This window comes from Austwickia sp. TVS 96-490-7B, from assembly GCF_019331795.1.
Lineage (GTDB): Bacteria > Actinomycetota > Actinomycetes > Actinomycetales > Dermatophilaceae > Austwickia.
On record NZ_JAHPZL010000008.1, the window covers coordinates 146,523 to 165,310 of the forward strand.

The 18,788-nt window shown below is 61.0% G+C and carries 15 protein-coding genes; 7 read left to right on the forward strand and 8 right to left on the reverse strand.

Translation table 11 applies throughout. The features are described 5' to 3' along the window. Positions 1-91: 91 nt before the first annotated feature. Entirely contained in the window at positions 92-490 is a 399-nt protein-coding gene (locus tag KEM60_RS11265; RefSeq protein WP_219107714.1) for a DUF3040 domain-containing protein, read from the forward strand. A gap of 181 nt (positions 491-671) precedes the next feature. Here KEM60_RS11265 and KEM60_RS11270 read toward each other — a convergent pair whose 3' ends face one another. Next, complete coding sequence (locus KEM60_RS11270) at positions 672-878, reverse strand: hypothetical protein (protein ID WP_219107715.1); 207 nt, start codon at positions 876-878, stop codon at positions 672-674. A gap of 407 nt (positions 879-1,285) precedes the next feature. Between KEM60_RS11270 and KEM60_RS11275 the strand changes: the two genes are divergently transcribed. From KEM60_RS11275 to KEM60_RS11285, 3 genes are all read left to right on the forward strand, one after another. After that, positions 1,286-3,409 carry a type IIA DNA topoisomerase subunit B gene (locus KEM60_RS11275; RefSeq protein ID WP_219107716.1) on the forward strand — a complete coding sequence of 708 codons (2,124 nt, stop codon included), beginning with the start codon at positions 1,286-1,288 and terminating at the stop codon, positions 3,407-3,409. Between the two features lie 313 nt (positions 3,410-3,722). Beyond that, a complete protein-coding gene (locus KEM60_RS11280) occupies positions 3,723-4,256 on the forward strand; it encodes a hypothetical protein (protein ID WP_219107717.1) in 534 nt (177 codons plus the stop codon). Between the two features lie 383 nt (positions 4,257-4,639). Continuing rightward, positions 4,640-5,116: a hypothetical protein gene (locus KEM60_RS11285; protein ID WP_219107718.1), complete on the forward strand. Its 477-nt coding sequence runs from the start codon at positions 4,640-4,642 to the stop codon at positions 5,114-5,116. Between the two features lie 85 nt (positions 5,117-5,201). Here the strand turns inward: KEM60_RS11285 and KEM60_RS11290 are convergent, their stop codons facing one another. After that, positions 5,202-6,116: a sucrase ferredoxin gene (locus tag KEM60_RS11290; RefSeq protein WP_219107719.1), complete on the reverse strand. Its 915-nt coding sequence runs from the start codon at positions 6,114-6,116 to the stop codon at positions 5,202-5,204. A gap of 168 nt (positions 6,117-6,284) precedes the next feature. Continuing rightward, positions 6,285-7,262, reverse strand: coding sequence for a sugar-binding transcriptional regulator (locus KEM60_RS11295; RefSeq protein WP_219107720.1), 978 nt, complete (start codon positions 7,260-7,262; stop codon positions 6,285-6,287). Positions 7,263-7,472: 210 nt separating this feature from the next. On the opposite strand from KEM60_RS11295, the gene KEM60_RS11300 reads away from it, so the two are divergent. The 3 genes from KEM60_RS11300 (at position 7,473) to glpK (ending at position 11,890) form a co-directional block, all read left to right on the forward strand. Continuing rightward, positions 7,473-9,161, forward strand: coding sequence for a glycerol-3-phosphate dehydrogenase/oxidase (locus KEM60_RS11300; RefSeq protein WP_255574651.1), 1,689 nt, complete (start codon positions 7,473-7,475; stop codon positions 9,159-9,161). A gap of 332 nt (positions 9,162-9,493) precedes the next feature. Then, positions 9,494-10,255 carry an MIP/aquaporin family protein gene (locus KEM60_RS11305; RefSeq protein WP_219107721.1) on the forward strand — a complete coding sequence of 254 codons (762 nt, stop codon included), beginning with the start codon at positions 9,494-9,496 and terminating at the stop codon, positions 10,253-10,255. A 105-nt stretch (positions 10,256-10,360) separates the two neighbouring features. Continuing rightward, the gene (gene glpK, locus KEM60_RS11310; protein WP_219107722.1) at positions 10,361-11,890 is read left to right on the forward strand and encodes a glycerol kinase GlpK; all 1,530 of its coding nucleotides are present in this window, start codon (positions 10,361-10,363) and stop codon (positions 11,888-11,890) included. Positions 11,891-11,938: 48 nt separating this feature from the next. Here the strand turns inward: glpK and KEM60_RS11315 are convergent, their stop codons facing one another. The 5 genes from KEM60_RS11315 to KEM60_RS11335 form a co-directional block, all read right to left on the reverse strand. Next, complete coding sequence (locus tag KEM60_RS11315) at positions 11,939-13,180, reverse strand: sensor histidine kinase (protein WP_219107723.1); 1,242 nt, start codon at positions 13,178-13,180, stop codon at positions 11,939-11,941. Further along, positions 13,134-13,781, reverse strand: coding sequence for a response regulator transcription factor (locus KEM60_RS11320; protein ID WP_219107724.1), 648 nt, complete (start codon positions 13,779-13,781; stop codon positions 13,134-13,136). Before KEM60_RS11320 ends, KEM60_RS11315 begins: the two co-directional genes overlap by 47 nt. 159 nt (positions 13,782-13,940) lie before the next feature. After that, a complete protein-coding gene (locus KEM60_RS11325) occupies positions 13,941-16,490 on the reverse strand; it encodes a phosphotransferase (protein ID WP_219107725.1) in 2,550 nt (849 codons plus the stop codon). A 71-nt stretch (positions 16,491-16,561) separates the two neighbouring features. Then, positions 16,562-17,950, reverse strand: a complete 1,389-nt coding sequence (locus KEM60_RS11330; RefSeq protein WP_219107726.1) for an FtsX-like permease family protein — start codon at positions 17,948-17,950, stop codon at positions 16,562-16,564. Beyond that, a complete protein-coding gene (locus KEM60_RS11335) occupies positions 17,943-18,680 on the reverse strand; it encodes an ABC transporter ATP-binding protein (RefSeq protein ID WP_219107727.1) in 738 nt (245 codons plus the stop codon). Before KEM60_RS11335 ends, KEM60_RS11330 begins: the two co-directional genes overlap by 8 nt. Positions 18,681-18,788 lie beyond the last annotated feature (108 nt).

Below are 18,788 nucleotides of genomic sequence, written 5' to 3' on the forward strand. Positions count from 1 at the left end.
CCGGCACGCGCGACCACTCTCCTCCGGTGGACTGGCGGTAGGTGACGGGCCGGGGCCGCGCCGGGGTGCGCAGATGTGTAGGGAGGTCAGCATGCCGCTGTCAGAGCACGAGCAGAAGCTGCTCGACCAGATGGAACGGGCTCTCTACGCGGAAGACCCGAGTTTTGCTTCGCAGATGAAGGGACGTGGTGGTCCGACATCCCGGACCCGGCACATCCTGGGCGGTGTCGCCGCGATTTTAGGGCTGGCCCTGGTGGTGGTCGGAGTGAGTATGGCTTCGATCCCCCTGGGAGTGTTGGGCTTCGCCGTCATGATCGGTGGGGTGATCTGGGCGTTGACGCCATCCGCGAGTGGAACTGCTGGTCGGCAGGCACCAGCAGGGAATCGTCAGCCACGTCCGTCACAGAGTCGCAAGCAACGGCCTGGCGGCAATTTCATGGGCAGGATGGAGCAGCGTTGGGAGAAGCGTCGCCGCGAGGGTGAACTCTGACCTTGAATGTGGTGAGCCCCCCGGTGTGGCTGTCATGCGGGGGCTATGAGCTTACGGCTGTGATCGCCATCGAGCGATAGATCTGACGACAGTGATGCCGACCACCATGGTGGTCGGCATCAGCACGTCAGTGGCCCTAGCCCGCCTGACAAACCGTCGACACGTCAGGTCGATGTGCTGATCAGTCAATAGCTGGTTGGGTGAGGCGGTCGGTCTCGTCGTCGATCGCTACTGCGACATCAGACAGGGCCGGGAGGTGCTGGCGGGCGTGGTGGGCGCAGAAAAGCAGTTCTCCACCGGAAGCCAGGCGTGCACGCACATACGCCTGGGCTCCACACCGGTCGCAGCGGTCTGCGGCGGTGAGGGTGCTAGCGAGTGCAGTAGCCACGTCTACCCTTCCTGGCACGTTTCTCAGTCGGTTCCGTGGCCCCGGGTGGGCCACGTCGGTCACGTGCGCTTCGTAGGCACCAACAGTCAAACACGATCGAGTGTTCCCTGCCGAACTGTCCGCGTTCACCCGGATGGGTGTGTACGGGCGGGTTCGGGTGATGTTCTTCGCCGTTGGTGTCGACGCCTCCTCATCGACTCCTTCGGGGCGAGTAGAAGAGCTTTGGGAGCGAAACCCGCCAGCCGGGCGACAAACGGTTGTGGGGTTGGTTGTCCTGCAGCTCAGGGATGTCTAGGACAGGTCGGTCAGTGGCGGTGAGGTGGTGATGGTCGGTGTCGTCGGTGGGGCGGGCTACCCTGAACGACGACCGTTCCCCCACGGTCCACCTGCAGAGAGGAAACGCATCCGTGGCCGTCACCACCGCCTCCGCCAGCCCGGGCAGTTACAGCGCCCGTCACCTTCAGGTCCTGGAGGGGCTGGAAGCGGTCCGAAAGAGACCAGGTATGTACATCGGTTCGACCGATGGCCGAGGGTTGATGCATTGCTTGTGGGAGATCATCGATAACGCTGTCGACGAGGCATTGGGTGGTTTCTGCAGCAAGATCCAGGTGGTGTTGTACGAGGACGGCTCAGTGGAGGTGCGCGACGACGGTCGCGGCATCCCGGTCGATGTGGAGCCGCGGACCGGTCTGTCAGGCGTGGAGGTGGTCTTCACGAAGTTGCATGCCGGCGGCAAGTTTGGTGGTGGAAGCTACACCGCGTCTGGTGGTTTGCATGGCGTGGGTGCTTCCGTGGTCAACGCCCTGTCAGAGCGGTTGGACGTTCACGTTGATCGTGGTGGCAAGACGTACGCGATGAGTTTTCATCGCGGTGAGCCGGGGGTCTTCGCTGACGGCCCGAAAGGTCCTGGTTTGGATGGCGAGTTCGCGCCGTACGTTGAGGGCAGCGAATTGCGGATCGTGGGCAAGACCAAACGTGGGGTGACTGGTAGCCGGGTCCGGTATTGGGCGGATCGGCAGATTTTCCTCGCTGAGGCGGAGTTCGCGTACGACGATCTGATCGCCCGGGCTCGTCAGACCAGCTTCTTGGTGCCTGGGTTAGAGCTGGTCATCAGGGACGAGCGTCGGCTGGCTGGCACTCCTGGGGCTGATGGGCCTCATGAAGAGGTGTTCAAGCACGATGGCGGGATCAGCGAGTTCTGTGACTTCTTGGCTCCGGACACTCCGGTCACTGACGTGTGGCGTCTGCAGGGCGTAGGGCATTTCACTGAGCGGGTGCCGGTGTTGGACGCTCGGGGGCACATGACTCCCACTGACGTCGACCGCGAATGTCACGTTGATGTGGCGTTGCGGTGGGGCACAGGGTATGAATCGCGTACAGAAGCGTTCGTCAACATTATTCACACGCACAAGGGCGGGACGCACCTGGGCGGTTTTGAAGCGGCCTTAGTGAAAGTCTTCCGTAAACAGTTGGAGGACAACGCTCGTCGCTTGAAAGTCGGTGGGGACAAAGTCGAGAAAGACGACATCCTTGCTGGTATGACTGCCGTGGTGACGGTGCGTCTGGCGGAGCCTCAGTTTGAGGGGCAGACCAAGGAGGTCCTGGGTACTAGTGCGGTGCGGGGGATCGTCGCACGCGTTGTGGAAAAACAGCTGGTGGCTCGATTGACGTCCGCGAAACGCGATGACAAAGTCCAGGCGAGTCAGCTGCTGGAGAAGATCGTCGCGGAGATGAAATCCCGGATTTCTGCCCGCACGCACAAGGAAAATCAACGCCGTAAAAATGCGTTGGAAACCTCCACGTTGCCGCCGAAACTTGCAGACTGTCGCAGCAATGACATCGACCGGACTGAGCTGTTCATTGTCGAAGGTGACTCAGCTTTGGGCACGGCTAAGCTGGCGCGGGACAGTGATTTCCAAGCGTTGCTGCCCATTCGAGGCAAGATCCTCAACGTGCAGAAAGCCTCCGTGGGAGACATGCTAAAAAATGCCGAGTGCGCATCGATTATTCAGGTCGTCGGCGCTGGCGTGGGTCGCAGTTTTGATTTGGATGCTGTGCGTTACGGGAAGATCGTCATCATGACCGATGCGGACGTTGATGGCGCCCACATTAGGACGTTGCTACTGACGTTGTTCTTCCGATACATGCGACCGCTGGTCGCGGCGGGCCGAGTGTATGCAGCTGTGCCGCCGCTGCATCGCATCGAAGTGGTCAACCCTGGGTCGAAGAAAAACGAACTGATTTACACCTACAACGAAGCTCAGATGCGGGCCACGATGACTCGGCTACGCAAATCTGGGCGCAACGTGAAAGAACCTCAACGATATAAGGGCCTGGGGGAGATGGACGCCCACCAGTTGGCTGAGACCACAATGGATCGAGGCGCCCGGACTTTACGGCGGGTGACCTTGGCCGACGCTGAAGCAGCTGAGCGCGTGTTTGCGCTGCTCATGGGTAGTGATGTCGCTCCACGGAAAGATTTCATCGTGGAGGCAGCTCACGATCTGGATCGTGAACGGATCGACGCCTGAGCGGGCTCGGGCGCTCAGTATGAGCTGACAGTTCTGCTGTGAAGGGTGGCGGGTCAAGGCAGATGCCGACCCGCCACCATCCTTGTATCCGGTGGAGTTGGACAGGTGTGCGTCTTGTTGTCTTAATTGGGGGTGGTCTGTCCCGGGGGTGGGGTAGGCACTAGGGGTTGAGTTCACTGTGTGGGGGTCAGTTGTGGTTGCTCGTCGGGGATGCGCGCGTCCCGGTGGTGTCGTTGCTGGGGCGGTGGTGGTGGGGCTGTGGGCTCTGGCCGCGTGTGGCTCAGCTGTTGAAGGTCCGCCTGGCGGTGTCAAGATGGCGCCGCCATCACCGGCATCGTCCGCGATGGCGGCACCAACGACCATCCCGTCGGCGTCACCCGAAACGTTCGACGTGATCGCGAACATGCCGAGCGCCGCAAAAGTCAAGTCTGACGAAGGCGCCGTTGCTTTCACAAAGTATTTTTTCGAAGCTGCCGCTCAGGTGCTGATGAAGCCCTCGCCTGGTGAAATCCTAAAACTATGCGAGAAGGACCTTAAGTCTTGCGCAGTGAGAGATGGAGGCGCCCGTGAGGCACTTTCTAAAAAGTGGCATTTAAGTGGCCCTGATGTAACCTTAATTGAAGCTTCCATTATTGACAGTAAACCAATTGATAATGCGAGCATAGTCAGCATTGCACTGCAGGGAACCGAGGCTTATAAAGCTTCCATCGAAGGGAGGAAATTAGCCGACTTTGCGGAGCCTGTTGTTTTTTCATTCACTGTTTATCTAAAATACAAAAGAACGGGCTGGTTGATTCAGAGGATCGAGAGGCCGCTCGGTGGCGGCAATTCTACAAGGGGGCATTGATGGCCAACTTGCATACCGGGGTATTTCTTGCTCTTGGCTTGTCTGCCTCACTGGTTATGAGTGATGATGTCTTTTGGGATAATTCTCTGTCTGATGATGGGTTATCAAGTGCGGGATCCAGGAGGGTTCACGGTAATGCTGAAGGCCTAAAAACATTTGGATCTCCGATCATTGCTGGGGGTGCGGCAAAAATGGAATATAGGCAAGCCCCTGATTGCCCTGGTAATACAGCAGAAGGGGGTGATGCTGACTGCCAGTCTGCTCGCATGATGTGTGCTCGCGAGCCGGACAGTCTTGGGGTAATGACCCGCGTTTACTCGCGGCCAGCTGATTCAAATGAGTCTTGGACACTTGTAGGCAGAAGCTGTTTTCCTAATACGTTAATGAAGCCTTCCCGTCCTGATTTGACCTTAGCTGATGTGCAGGCTGAGTTTGCGCGGACGCCGTTCGCGTCTCCAGGTGGTTCGATGCAACCAGTGGGACAGCGCTCGTTGGTGCGGCTGCCGGTGTTTTTTGCGGCGTCGTGGTCTGCGCAGGGATATCGCCCTGGTCAGGTGCGTTCAGTGTCGCTATTGGGTCGTGCGGTGGATTTCCGCATCGCCTTGGACCATTTTATTTATGATTTTGGTGATGGGCATTCATCGGGTGCGACGCGGTCGATGGGTGGGGCTTACCCCAGTGGGGATATTCGACATTCATATACCCGAGTGGGTTCGTTTACGCCGGTGTTGACGGCCGTCCTGACTGCAGATTTTCGGGTAGATGGTGGCGCCTGGCAGCCAATTGGAGGGACCGCGACACGTCGGGGTTCTTTCCCTCCAGTGACGGTGCATTCAGCGTCAAATCGTTTGGTTCCTTAAGCTGTCGGCCAGGCCGGGAATCGCCAGGCCAGGCATTGCTAGCGCTCCCTGTCGGTCAAGCTCTGGCGGTGGGTGTTCGCTGAGGTCAACCGATCAGGGTGACGGCGTACGACGTCGAGGCCACGGATGTGCCGCCGCAAGACACCGGTGGGCCAGCAGCAGTGGTTGCACTGACGTGAACCGTCCAGGACCGGCCGTCGCGGTGGCGCAGCTTCACCTCGGTGAGGTCATTAGCGCTGACATCTGTCGTTGAGGTGACCTGCAGTGCCGCGATGTCGAGTTCGCCGATGTGGGCACGAAGAAAAGCATCAGCGGCCTGTTGGGCGCAGGTCAGATGGGCAAGGCCACGCAGGTGACGCCCGCCGATCGCTGCGGCAGGCAACTGTCCGTTCACTGACGCATCCCAGGTAGCGGTCGCCAAGGGGCCGTCGAATCGCCCAAATGTCGCCCCTGAAGGAAGTGATACCCCAGTAGGGGCGAAGCGGTGACCGCCAGTATGCGAACACTCCCAGACTGCCGATGGTCGTTGACCTGCAGCGTATGCAGCAACTGCTCTACCACGTACGGCGCAGCACACGTCACGTTTGCCATTGGTGCAGACCAGCAGGACCGGCATACGTTGCAAGGCCAGCTCAGGCAGGGCTCGCTGCGCGGCAGCCCGATCACCCGCAGCGATTTTCTCCCAGGGCAGGTGCAGCAGCACTGAAGGATCAACGAATAACCCCGTCATGAGCCAAGGGTCGTTGCTTGCGGCGCCCCCCGCGAGGAAGACGCGGACCGGCACCCCAGCGGTGCTTTCCCGGCGGTCACTGACCGACCGCATCAGCACAGCGCGTCCACCCGCGGCAGTGACCTGCTGCTCCAGTGCGGCGCCTACTGAGGGATCCAACCGGGATTGGGTGAATGCTTTCGTGCCCCACGGGCCGGGTTGCTCCACTGCGAGCCAGAACAATGCCGGTGACGCGGTCCCCCATACGGGTGTGTCCTCGGCGTCCCACATGCGTGAACACCCTGCGTGAGCACGAAGGGAACCAGGAGAGGCGGGTGGGGTCGCGCACGCTTCGGTCATCAAACCACTCTACGAAAGGACGCCCTGGTGCTGATCAAGCCGGGTGAGCTTCGTGTGGGTCCGGTTGTGCAGCAATGGTGCTCAGAGGTGCGAGCGCGTTCAGTGGGTCCCGGCAGGTCGGCTGCGTGGCGTCGCCCGATCCAGGAGTGAGCGGGCGGTCTGCTCGTCGATGATCAAGTCGGTGACTGCCCCCGACCGCAAGGCACCCAATGTTGCCTGGGCCCGATGCTGCCCAGCAACAACACAGACCCGTCGCGGGACCTGAGCGAGCATTGCTGGTGTCGGACCTGAAGCCCGCTGATTGAGGGGGATGTCGGCATATGTCCCGTCTTCTCGCAACGCCACGGTGCAGATGTCCCCGACTGCTCCCTGTCGGAGGAGTTCAGCGATGTCTTCAGAGGAGAGGTAACCCGAGGAATACACATGGGAGGGCATGGGGCCAGCGAAGGTGCCGACGCCAAACACGGCAATGTCCATCCGTGCCTGCCGATCCAACACGCGTCGCACTGAACGCTCTCGCCATAGTGCAGCTTTGGTGTCTGGGTAGTCGAAGAACGCCGGTACGGGGAAGTTGTGCACGTGCGCGTCGAAAGCCCGCCCAAACCGAGCCAAGATTTCACTGGCGTACGCCACCCCCGAGGTGGTCATGTTGGCAGCGCCGTTGAGTTGGACTACTTCACTGCCGCGAGTTGCCGCCGAAGGCAGATGGGAAGACACCGCGCTCATCGTCGTACCCCAGGCGACACCGACGATTGTCTCGTCGGTGATGAGGTCGCCCAGCAGAGCTGCGGCCTGTCGAGCTACGGCATCCAATCGAGTCGCTATATTTGCCGAATCTCTTACTGGGACTACATGAGCCGATACGGTGAAGGCGGATCGGAGGCGTTCGGCCAATGGTGAGGTCAGCGCCTCGGCAGGCGCCACGCTGATCCGGACAATCCCGGAATCTCGGGCCTGTTTAAGCATCCGGGACACCGTAGATCGAGACACCTGGAGGCGGGATCCGATGCTCTCCATCGTCTCGTCCTGCAGGTAATAGAGGGCTGCGGCCTCGTAGACGCGATCGCTTTCGTGCATCAGCCGATCCTAGGCCTGCGCAAACGTGCATGCCACTTGATCGTCTTCTCAGTCGGGGTGACGATGAGCGTCAGAGGCCGCTCCTCGATGCGCGGAGGTGGCCTAAAACCCACACGTCGCCCCACCGTCGCGAGCCCCGGTGAGGCCACCTCAGGAGGAACAGTGACAACGGCGTTGACCAAGGCCAGCCGCGAAGAAGCCCTGCTGGCTATGTCCGACGACGACGGAGTAGACATCCTCGTTGTCGGCGGAGGCGTCACCGGAGCAGGCATCGCCCTCGACGCAGCCACCAGAGGACTGCGCGTCGCGATCATCGAAGCCCAAGACTGGGCCGGTGGCACCTCCCAGTGGTCCAGCAAACTCGTCCACGGTGGCCTGCGCTACCTCTACAACCTGGACTTCGCGCTCGTCGCCGAAGCCCTCAAAGAACGCGGCCTGCTACTCACCCGCACCGCACCCCACCTGGTCAAAGCGCAGCCCTTCCTGTGGCCGCTGAAAATGCCCGTCATCGAACGCAGCTACAGCGCCATCGGCGTCGGCATGTACGACATGCTCGCCCAGATCGGTGCCGGCGGCAAAGCTGGCGTCCCGATCCAAAAGCACTACAGCAAGTCCGGAGCCAAGCGACTCTTCCCCGGCATCCGTGACGACGCCCTGACCGGAGCCATCCGCTTCTACGACGCCCGCGTCGACGACGCCCGCCTGGTCATCGACCTGGTCCGCACCGCCGCCGGATTCGGGGCGCTCGCCGCGACCCGCGCCCAGGCCGTTGGCTTCTCCAAGGACGACACCGGACGCGTCAACGGCGCCACCGTGCGGGACCTGGAAACCGGCATGGAGCGCTTCGTCAAAGCGAAGTACGTGATCGCTGCCACCGGTGTCTGGACCGAGCAGACCCAAGATCTCGTCCGGGACGACGCCGGGCTGCGCGTCTTGGCCTCAAAGGGCATCCACATCGTCGTACCTAAGGAGCGCATCCAAGGCGAGACGGGGATCTTCCTGCGCACCGAGAAGTCCGTCCTCTTCATCATCCCGTGGCAGCGGTACTGGGTGATCGGGACCACTGACACCGCCTGGCACGAGGACCTTGCCCACCCGGTCGCTACTTCCGCCGACATTGACTACGTCCTCGAACACGCCAATGCAGTGCTCGCCGACAAGCTCACCCGAGACGACATCATCGGCACGTACGCCGGTCTGCGCCCGCTGCTGCAGCCGAAGGTGAAGGACGAGTCCGCATCGGCGAAGGTCAGCCGCGAGCACACCGTCAGCGAGGTTGCGCCCGGTATGTGCGCCATCGCCGGTGGCAAACTCACCACTTACCGGGTGATGGCTGAAGATGCTGTCGACTTCGCGATCACCCAGATGCACGGCAAGCAGGGCCTCGCCACCTACCCGTGCGTCACTGATGAGACGCCTCTGGTGGGTGCCGCCCGCTATCGCGGGATCGCCGCTCGTGCCCACGTCATCGCCAAAGAGCGCGGCTGGAGCACTGAGACGGTCCAGCACCTGCTCGACCGGTACGGCGACGAGATCGAGACCATCATGGCGATGATCGACGAGAAGCCGTCCCTCGGTGGGCGTCTCGTCGGAGCGCCGGCCTACCTTCGCGCTGAAGTGGCCTTCGCAGTCACTCACGAAGGCGCACTGCACCTGGATGACATTCTGCTCAAGCGGATCCGTCTCGACTACGAAATGCGTGATCGCGGAGCGTCCTGCTTGGAAGAGATCGCCGCGATCGTCGCTCCGCTGCTGGGCTGGGACGACGCACGCACTACCCGCGAGATCGAGGCATCCCGGGCACGTGCTGAGGGTGAAGCGGCGGCCGAGGCCGAAGACAGTGATGCTGCTGCCAGCGCCGCCCGCAACGCCGTGCAAGACCTAGTGCCGATGGCCTGACGCCTGTTTTGTTGCGCAAGCGCAACAAAATCGAGGGTGGAGCGATATAAGCAGGCTATGAGTTGGGCGATTGTCCGACTAAGCTCACCCTCATCCGTACCGAGTAGTTTTTCTCCGTTTGGACAGGTCTATCCCTGCCCAAACGAAGGAGATTGGGCAGCTGAAGGCACGCCTACGGGCGTGCCTTCAGCTGAATCCAGGGCCTAAATGGCTCGACGGAGCTGCCAGTGCTGGAAATGAGTCAGTTGTTGGAAGCTTCACCTCGGTGAGGACAGCCCTCTTCATCGAAACATCTGTCGTACAACGACGTCCGCGCAGAATTGAGTCAAAGCATGAACATAATCCTCGGGTCGGCGTCAGCCGGAACCGTCAGCCTGTCCACCGTCTTCTTCTCAGAAGTTATTGGCACGGCGATCTTGCTCCTCTTAGGTATCGGTGTCGTCGCCAACGTCTGTTTAGGTAAGACTAAAGGCAATGCAGGCGGAACCTTGATGGTCAACTGGGGGTGGGGACTCGCAGTATTTGCAGGCGTTTACGCCGCTTACCGTTCGGGGGCTCATTTGAACCCTGCAGTGACGCTGGGCTTGTTGGCCAACGGTGCCACCGAATACGCCAAAGGCGTGAACGTCACTGCGACCAGCACCGTTGTCTATCTGGCTGCTGAAATGATCGGCGCTTTCATCGGTGCTGTTTTGGCCTATGTCGCTTACAAAGACCACTTCGACCAGGAAGAAGATGCAGCAACCAAACTGGGATGCTTCTCTACCGGGCCGGCCATCCGCAGCTACCTGTGGAACCTCATCACTGAAGCCATTGCCACGTTCGTCCTGGTCTACGTCATCCTCAAGTTCGGCGAGACCAAGACTGAGGTTGGTCCGCTCGCAGTGAGCCTGTTGGTGGTCGGAATCGGTGCCAGCCTTGGTGGCCCGACTGGGTACGCCATCAACCCTGCTCGTGACCTCGGGCCGCGCATCGCTCACGCGATCTTGCCGATCAAGGGCAAGGGAGCCAGCGACTGGTCCTACGCCTGGGTCCCGGTTGTGGGCCCCATTATCGGAGCTGTGCTCGCAGGTTTGCTCGCCAGCGCTTTCTGAGCGTCACCGCCATCTGGCTCATTAATTTATCAATGAGTCTCGGTATCTTAGATTGACACTAATCCCTGGCTCACCCCCACCACAAAGACGTGAAAGGCATGACAGATGAGTGACAAGAAGTATGTCCTGGCGATCGATCAGGGCACCACGAGCTCCCGCGCGATCCTCTTTGACCACGGCGGACAGATTGTGTCCGTAGGCCAGCTCGAGCACGAGCAAATCTTCCCTCGGGCCGGTTGGGTTGAGCACAACCCGGACGAGATCTGGGACAATGTTCGCGAAGCCGTAGGGCAATGCATGACCCGCGCCGAGATTAACCGTCACTCCATCGCCGCGGTCGGCATTACTAACCAGCGTGAGACTGCGGTGGTGTGGGACAAGACCACCGGAAAGCCGGTATATAACGCCATCGTCTGGCAAGACACCCGCACCCAGAAGATTTGCGATCAGCTCGCCGGCGATGAGGGCGTCGACAAATACAAAGAGGTTTGCGGTCTGCCCTTGGCGACGTATTTCTCTGGCCCGAAGGTAAAATGGATCCTCGACAACGTCGAAGGGGCCCGTGAGAAGGCTGAGCGAGGTGACCTGTTGTTCGGCAACACCGACACCTGGGTCATCTGGAATCTCACCGGCGGCATCGATGGCGGCGTCCACGTCACAGATGTCACTAACGCCTCCCGCACCATGCTTATGGATGTGCGTCAACTCGCCTGGGATGAAAAGATTTGCGCCGACATGAGTATTCCAATGTCGATGCTTCCGGAAATCAAGTCATCCTCAGAGATCTACGGGTATGGCCGCAAGCAAGGTCTGCTCGTTGACACGCCCATCGCCGGTGACCTCGGCGACCAGCAGGCGGCGACCTTCGGTCAGGCCTGCTTCACCAAAGGCATGGCCAAAAACACCTACGGCACGGGCTGCTTCATGCTCATCAACACTGGTGAAGAAGCTGTCACCAGCAAGAACGGTCTGTTGACGACGGTTTGTTACAAGATCGGTGACAACAAGCCGGTCTACGCCCTCGAAGGATCCATTGCCGTCGCCGGGTCACTGATCCAGTGGCTCCGGGACAACCTCGGCATGATCACCACCGCCCCGGAAGTGGAAAAACTCGCCGCGGCTGTGGATGACAACGGTGGCGCCTATTTCGTGCCCGCGTTCTCCGGGCTGTTTGCGCCACACTGGCGCAGCGACGCTCGTGGCGCACTCGTCGGTCTCACTCGGTTTGTCAACAAAGGTCACATCGCTCGGGCTGCGCTGGAAGCCACCGCCTACCAGACCTACGAGGTCATGGAAGCGATGGTCGCCGATGCTCGTGACCAAGGCGTCGAACTGACTGAGCTGAAAGTCGACGGCGGCATGACCGCCAACGCGACCCTCATGCAGTTCCAAGCCGACATCCTCGGTGTGCCGGTCGTCCGGCCGCAGGTTGCCGAGACCACCGCGCTCGGAGCGGCGTACGCGGCGGGAATCGCCGTTGGCTTCTGGAAGGGCGAGGAAGACGTCATCGCCAACTGGGCTGAAGACACCCGGTGGACCCCTGAAATGGACACAGACAAGCGGGACAAGCTCGTGCGGAACTGGAAGAAAGCCGTCACCAAGACCCTCGACTGGGTCGACGAAGACGTTGACTGAGCAGCAACGCGACACCATATGACCAGCGTGGCCGGTCGGGTAACTCCATCACCCGACCGGCCACGTCGCTGTCAGCACCCACCACCCGTCATCAGTACAAACCGTGACCTGACCGCCCACACTCTCCACGCGAGCGCACAACAGATTCAGGCCAAAACCTGACGGGGGCGAGGTCGGCGTCGTACAGGGTTCGGCGATGAGATTGCGCACCTCCACCACTAACTCGGTGTCTGTGGTCAGTGCCATCACGGAGCAGGTGCTGCCCGGCGGTGCGTACTTGGCGACATTGGTGGTCGCTTCTCGTAGCACCGCTTCGGCAGCACTTGATACCGAATACGACAACTGGCGGTGGACCCGATCCTCCACGACGACGGTCACACCGATCTGTTCCAGGTAGGCCTGTGCCTGTGCGAGCGCCACCGGCAGGCTGATTTGAAGGGGCGAGCGGGGGACAGGCCCCGGGGGTTCCTCATCGTCGGGGGTGTCGAAGAGCGCCATAAGACGCCGCATCTCACCTAGTCCTCGCCGGGCGGTATCGGCGAGCTCTTCAAAACGTCGGTGAAGGTCTGGGTCCGTCGACTCTTGCGCTGCGACCCCGGCTTCCATGCAGATGCGGGTCAATTCGTGGGCGACAACGTCGTGAAGTTCCTGACTCAACTGGTGCCGTTGGCGTTCGTATCGCAGGTGCAACTGCGCCGCTCGGGCGGCGGCGGCTTCTTCGCGGGCGACTGCTGCCAGCACTAACGTTTCGTTTTCTCGTTGGGCCTGTTGTTGGCGTGTCGCGATGACCCAGATCACTCGGCCGAGAGCTGCGACCATGATGGTCGTCACGATCAGTTCGGTGTGATCCCGGCCAGGACTGTCAGATCTCGCTGTCGCTGTCGCCACCATCAGCAATGGAATCACCATGGATAGCAGACGGGCCCAGTCAAGGACTCCAGCAGCCAGTCCTAACAGCAGCAACATTGCTAGATGTGGATCTGAATGGTCAGGCAGGAACGGCAGCGCTGCCACTAGCACGAGGAATGGCAGCGGCGCCCATCGAGGGCGAAATGACAAGGCCAACCCGGTGCCACCAAAACCGGAGAGCACCCAGAGTCGCACAGCGGTGTGCCATCCCAGACCTGTCGCCATCAAGTCCATCACCATCACCCGGACGTCGTCGATCATCCCGGCGACAGTCAGCACTGACACCAGCCAAGCCAACCACTGCGGCAACTGGTGGACCGGGCCGCGTAAGCGGCTACCGGACGACGCCGGAACGGAAAGCGGAGATGACGAGTTGGACACGATCACGACTGTCAAATTTCTGCATCAGACCAGACAGGTAGTACTTGATGGTGGATTCGGCGAGCATCAACTCATCTGCCATTTCTTTGTTGCTGAGGCCGGTGCATAACTTTTCGAGGACTTGGCGTTCTCGGTCGGTGAGTTCTACTGAGTGGTGTGGGGGAGGAGTCATCCGGCCAGCTGTTTCGATGAGGTAGCGGGTGACCTGCGGGTCGATAGAGAGCTCTTCCTCAGCGACGTCCCGCACGGCCTGGAGGATACGGCGCGGGACGCAGTCTTTGACCAGATAGCCGCTGGCTCCGGCAAGTAACGCCGGAGCCACATAGCGATCGCTGAGATGTGCGGTGACAACGAGCACCCGGGTCCTGCACTGTCTGGCTCTCAGCTGACGGGTCACCTCAATGCCATCCAGGTCCGGCATTTGCAGATCCAACAACAAGACGTCTGGATCATGCGCGGCCACCTGGTCGAGGGCATCGCGACCGTCGATGGCTTCAGCGACCACCTCGATATCCCCATCAGCGCTGAGATACGTGCGGAGCGCATTCCGGACGAACGCTTCGTCGTCTGCGACGACCGCAGTGATGTGGCGGCCCACCATTGCAGTCTCCTCAGTCCACCGATGCTCTACCACGAGGTCGTGGAATAGAGCGTACTCCCGGGTCGAAAACAGCAGGCAGAGCCGCACTTGTGGGGCCCGTGGGGCGGATGCTGTCTGGATCAGATCTTGGGCGCATCGCATCGTCAACCACCAGAGCGCTTACGACGCTCCGAGCGTCGACAGAGTCACATCGAGCAGATCACCATCGCAGGACAGTCCCCGCAATGCCACTAAGATTCCCGCATTTCCGGTGGCGAGGTCCGCAGTGAGCCGACACCCATCCCCACACACCATGGCACCCTCCCCAGTGGTGCCGCGACCGAGGGCCTGGCGTTCCAGGCAACGATGCAACCGTGCCGTGCCGGTCGCTGCCGCCTCAGAATCGCCCATGCAGGCACTCAACCGGGTGAAACCCCACACCAGCCCGGCGTACCCGTTGAACAAACCAGGGAACATCGCACCTGGCGCGTCGCAAGCGTTCCTCAGCTCGGGCAGCCTCCCTGCTAGGCCCGGTGGCCACAAGCTGTCAGGCACCAGCGGCAGTATCAACCCCCACCCTGCGCTTCCGGTCGCCACATATGACAGCCCTCGTCGTCCTTGATCGGCGAGCATGCGACCCTCGATGGTGAGATAACCCTCGAATTCTCGACGTAACGCCACTGCGCAAGCGTCCTCAAGGCGCCCTACGTCGACCCCGGGCACTTCGCGCGCCATATAGAACAACCATGCCAGACCCATATTGCCATATAGCAAACCAGTCGACTGGAAGCGCGGGTGATTCCCGCGATTCTGCCTGACTTGCGTGATGAAGCCCGAGTTTTCTACGTAGTCTCGCGCCAACTGCCGTATCACCTCTACGACCCGAGAAAGAATCTCTGGGTGATCACGCACCGCATGCAATCGCACCAAGCCGAGTAGCACTCCTGGAAGCCCACTGTGAACGCTAGTTCCCGACACTGCGAGCAATTCCGTTAACCGATCATCCACCATCACCTGCACTTCATTCGGATGATCCTCTTCGGTCGCTAAGAGATCGCCCACCAAGCCGTCCATCAATCCCAGATGGGTTGTCATGCCGTCTGGGATATCCGGGATTCGACCGCAGATCCGATCGATCACTGCGGCACCGCTGCCTAGCCCGGTCCACCCCGCGGTGAGCGCCCGATGATGCACGGGATAGCGGCGCCCCGGTTGGTGGTGGGCATCGACCGCGTCGGTGATGCCGCGTCGTAACACTGCCTCCCAGTGGCGATCCTCGAGGCGAGGTAGCGGACGTACGTAACCGACAGGACGCAGCGGGGTGTCATGCTGCGACATATCGTGGGTGATGGACTCGATCAGATCGAGCAGGGCGTCGGTGGCGGGGCGGCCGGGACGTAACCAGGGATGCGTCCGATCCTGGCGGGCGAGCCGCAGGACTGTGTGGAGATGATCCGGTTCCAGCACGCTTTCCGCCCGGGAGATCCACAGCGTCGTCGCTGCGATCCGGGTCAGGCCATAGTGATCGTGGCGGCAGGGAGAGTGCACGCCGCGCAAGCCGAACCCCAGAGCCGCCATGGGCTGTTCACACGGGGGTGCATCGATCGGGAGGGCATTTTCGAAGTCGATCAGTGAGACGTCCATCGTGTCGGGATCCACCAGCACGTTTCCTGGATGGATGTCCAGGTGCGCCCAGCCCTGCTGATGAAGGCCATCCAGGATGGCGCGCAGCGACGCGAGAACCCGCTGACAGGATCTCGCCCAACGGTCGGCGATGTCGTCGTCAACCTGCCGATGGGGAGCACCGTGCAACGACCAGATCTGCATCGGGACACCTGGCTGGCACGTCTCCACCAGGTAGTGGTGCTCCCAGTGATGCCCGGCGTACAGGATGGTGGGCACCGCTCGTCCCACGTCGACGCTGGTCAGCGCAATTCGTTCCCGATCGAGTCGAGTGACGGCGTCTGTGCCGGTCCGGTCCAACCCGGCGTGCGGACGCGCTTCTTTCACCACCACTTCCGTCGACTCGTAGGTGCCGCGGTAGATTCCACCGGCGTTTGAGAAAGAGATCGCGGAGTCGATGGTGAAGGGCAGTTGTGCTCGGCTGTGCCCAGTCACGTCGGGGAGCCATGAGGTCAAAATGGGGGGAATGGGAGCCCAATCGGGGACCGTAAACGTCAATGATCGGCTGTCCTCCACTGCATGTCCATGCGGGTCTCGGAGCCTGACATCCGGTCCGTCAGTCGTTTGGTACGGACGAAATACGCCGTACCGCAGGAAGATCGGAGCTTTCTTCCACCGTCGGTCCGACAAGATGTAAGGGCCGTCAGTGTCGCCGAGGTGTTCTTCTAATGCCGGCAGGAGCTGGGGTAGCTGGTCAGCAGTGGGAAAGAACGCAATGAACTTCCCGGCGTGTCGTCGGTCGCAGTTTTTGCTATTGCGCCATAGGAATTTTTCTCGGTTGGGGAGGTATTTGAAGCTGACCTGCAAGTCCTGAGCGACGACCGCAGCCCGAGAGAGCACGGACTGAGCTTGCTCTTCGACAGCGCTGACATGGATTTTCCAGCCCTGATGCGGGGTGTCTGCATCACAGGGACGATGAAACACCCAGTCAGGGCTGCACCACACATCCCAGCCGGGGCGGGACGGCACGTGGAAAGGACGCGTCGTCACTGTCGGCGGGCAGTAAAACTCGTCGGATGCGGTCAAGAAGGGGACTTCGCTGAACATGACGGTGGTGCTCCGATCGTCGACAGTCCACTGAGGTGTTGATGTCCTCGCATCCGGGGGTGATCACCGCATTAGGTCGCTGACGCTGTGACCAGCGGACGGCGCCACGCCAATGCTCCACACGAGGTCACGATGAGGATGGTCGCTGCTCCGCCGACGAGCGCTACCGTCACCGACCCGGTGACGTCCAACCCGGCCAACTCCACCGGCCGGCCCCACCGAGACAGCGACCACGACATCAAGGCCCACATGCCCACCCCAGATGTCAGGGCAATCAACACCGCCGTCGCCACATAGATCACGGATTCACTCAAAAAGACCGCCATGCTCGCTCCTGGGGATGCGCCAGCGATCCGCAGGTGAGTGACGTCGTCGATGCGTCGTTGTGAAGCCATGAACACCACCGCTGCACTGCCGATCGCTCCGATCACCCCCACCGGAGTGAGCATGAGGACACCGTCAAACACATTGATAGGGTCGCCTGACGGGCCGGTGATATTTCTGGCGCACGTCGTCATCATGTCAAAGCAGGCAAACATCCCAATCCCCATCATCAAGGGGATGACCGTCGCGGCGGATTGAGTGGCTCGACTCATCGCGATATGCCGGGCGACCCGCCAGGGCGTCCAGCGCGTCAGTCCAGGCAGTGCTGTCCACAACCGCATGACCGGTCCTAGATAGAGCGGCGCGCCTAAGGCCAACGTGATGACCAGCATCCATCCGGCAGGCAGGGCGAGCACCACTCCCATCAGCGCTGGCTCTGCCGGAGCTTTGCGGGCCATGTCATCCGTGGACATGAGCAGCGGCACCAGCACGGGAATCTGGACGAATGCCACGAACAGCAGCGCTGGGAAGGCCCGGTAGCGACTCGGTGGCGCTGACCGGTCAGCTTCGCGACCAGTGAGCGGAGACGTCCTCGATGCTCTGACTGCTGGTCGAATCCCCGCGAGGACCCCCCACAACGAGACCAACAGCATCGAACAAAGCACCCCAGCGACGCTCGACAATCCAGCCTGGTCGGCCAACCGTACGGCGGAACCACGACTCATCATCCGCTGCGCTGAATCGTGGAAAGGCACAGCGATGACACCGCCGACCACTGACCCGGTGACGCAGGCGAGGACGACCTGCATGGTGAAAACCCCAATGACCTGGCGGGGGCTCGCGCCAGCTAACCGCCACAAAGCGTGCACCTCACCGAGTTGCGTGGTCAACGTGCTGAGCACCGTCGCCACGATGAGCACAGCCGGTATGCCAGACAAAAACAGCAGGTTGCTGGTCATTTTGAGCATCACATCCCGGCCGTACGGCGTACTAAACGCTGCGGGATCCGATGCGGCAGCGGTGAACATTGCCGTGAAACACAGGGTCGTAAACAGCGACACCGCAGCGGCAACGAGGAGGACCCCGATCCAGACGAGACGGTGTTCTACGGCGTCATGCCATGCCAGGTCAAGCATCGATATGCTCCGCTGTTTCAGCGAACAGGGCATCTGCGCTGGGCCGTTCTAGGATCTGACTGACCACGCCGTCTCTGAGGACAATCGCCCGGTCAGCGCGGGCAGCGGCTTGGAGATCATGAGTCACCATCACGACAGTGACACCGTCACTGGTCAGATCCTTCAATGCGTCGAGGACAAGTCGACCATTCGTGGTATCTAATGCTCCGGTCGGTTCGTCGGCAAACACGACGCTCGGCTGGTCATATACAACCCGAGCGATCGCAGCTCGCTGCTGCTGCCCACCAGAAAGACTTCCGGTACGTTGCGCCATCTGTCGCCCCAAACCAAACCTTTCCAGTAAGTGAGCGGCCCGATTCTTGTCCACTCTTTTGCCGGCGAAACGTGCCGGAAGGAGAACATTCTCTAAAACTGGCAATGAGGGGATCAGATTGTAGGATTGGAAGACGAAACCCACGCCACTGCGGTGCACGGCGGACACCTGCGCTTGAGACGCCCTGGTGATATCCCGCCCTAACAGCCGCACTGCCCCCTGGCTGGCCTGGACAAACCCCGCCAGTGCGTGCAACAGCGTCGACTTCCCGCTGCCCGAAGGTCCGACCACAGCCACCAGCTCTCCTGGTGACGCCGAGACGTTCACCCCATGCAGGACCGCAGTGGGATTTGCTGACCGGGCGTCGTAGGTGACATGAAGATCATGACACTCACTGACAAATGCATAGTTGGACACGTAGCGCCTTCCAAACAGCAATGCTTTATTCATAGTGAAAACTTTGTGCCCGGCGAATCGGTTCGCCGGACACAAAGGTGTGGGGTGACATGTTGTCTCGCAGTGGTC

Excerpts from the sequence above, each read along its gene's own strand:
- KEM60_RS11265 (WP_219107714.1), top strand. The coding sequence starts at position 92 with ATGCCGCTGTCAGAGCACGAGCAGAAGCTGCTCGACCAGATGGAACGG.
- KEM60_RS11280 (WP_219107717.1), top strand. The coding sequence starts at position 3,723 with ATGGCGCCGCCATCACCGGCATCGTCCGCGATGGCGGCACCAACGACC.
- KEM60_RS11285 (WP_219107718.1), top strand. The coding sequence starts at position 4,640 with ATGAAGCCTTCCCGTCCTGATTTGACCTTAGCTGATGTGCAGGCTGAG.
- KEM60_RS11290 (WP_219107719.1), bottom strand. The coding sequence starts at position 6,116 with ATGTGGGACGCCGAGGACACACCCGTATGGGGGACCGCGTCACCGGCA.
- KEM60_RS11295 (WP_219107720.1), bottom strand. The coding sequence starts at position 7,262 with ATGCACGAAAGCGATCGCGTCTACGAGGCCGCAGCCCTCTATTACCTG.
- KEM60_RS11300 (WP_255574651.1), top strand. The coding sequence starts at position 7,473 with ATGTCCGACGACGACGGAGTAGACATCCTCGTTGTCGGCGGAGGCGTC.
- KEM60_RS11305 (WP_219107721.1), top strand. The coding sequence starts at position 9,494 with ATGAACATAATCCTCGGGTCGGCGTCAGCCGGAACCGTCAGCCTGTCC.
- glpK (WP_219107722.1), top strand. The coding sequence starts at position 10,361 with ATGAGTGACAAGAAGTATGTCCTGGCGATCGATCAGGGCACCACGAGC.
- KEM60_RS11320 (WP_219107724.1), bottom strand. The coding sequence starts at position 13,781 with ATGGTGGGCCGCCACATCACTGCGGTCGTCGCAGACGACGAAGCGTTC.
- KEM60_RS11325 (WP_219107725.1), bottom strand. The coding sequence starts at position 16,490 with ATGTTCAGCGAAGTCCCCTTCTTGACCGCATCCGACGAGTTTTACTGC.
- KEM60_RS11330 (WP_219107726.1), bottom strand. The coding sequence starts at position 17,950 with ATGCTTGACCTGGCATGGCATGACGCCGTAGAACACCGTCTCGTCTGG.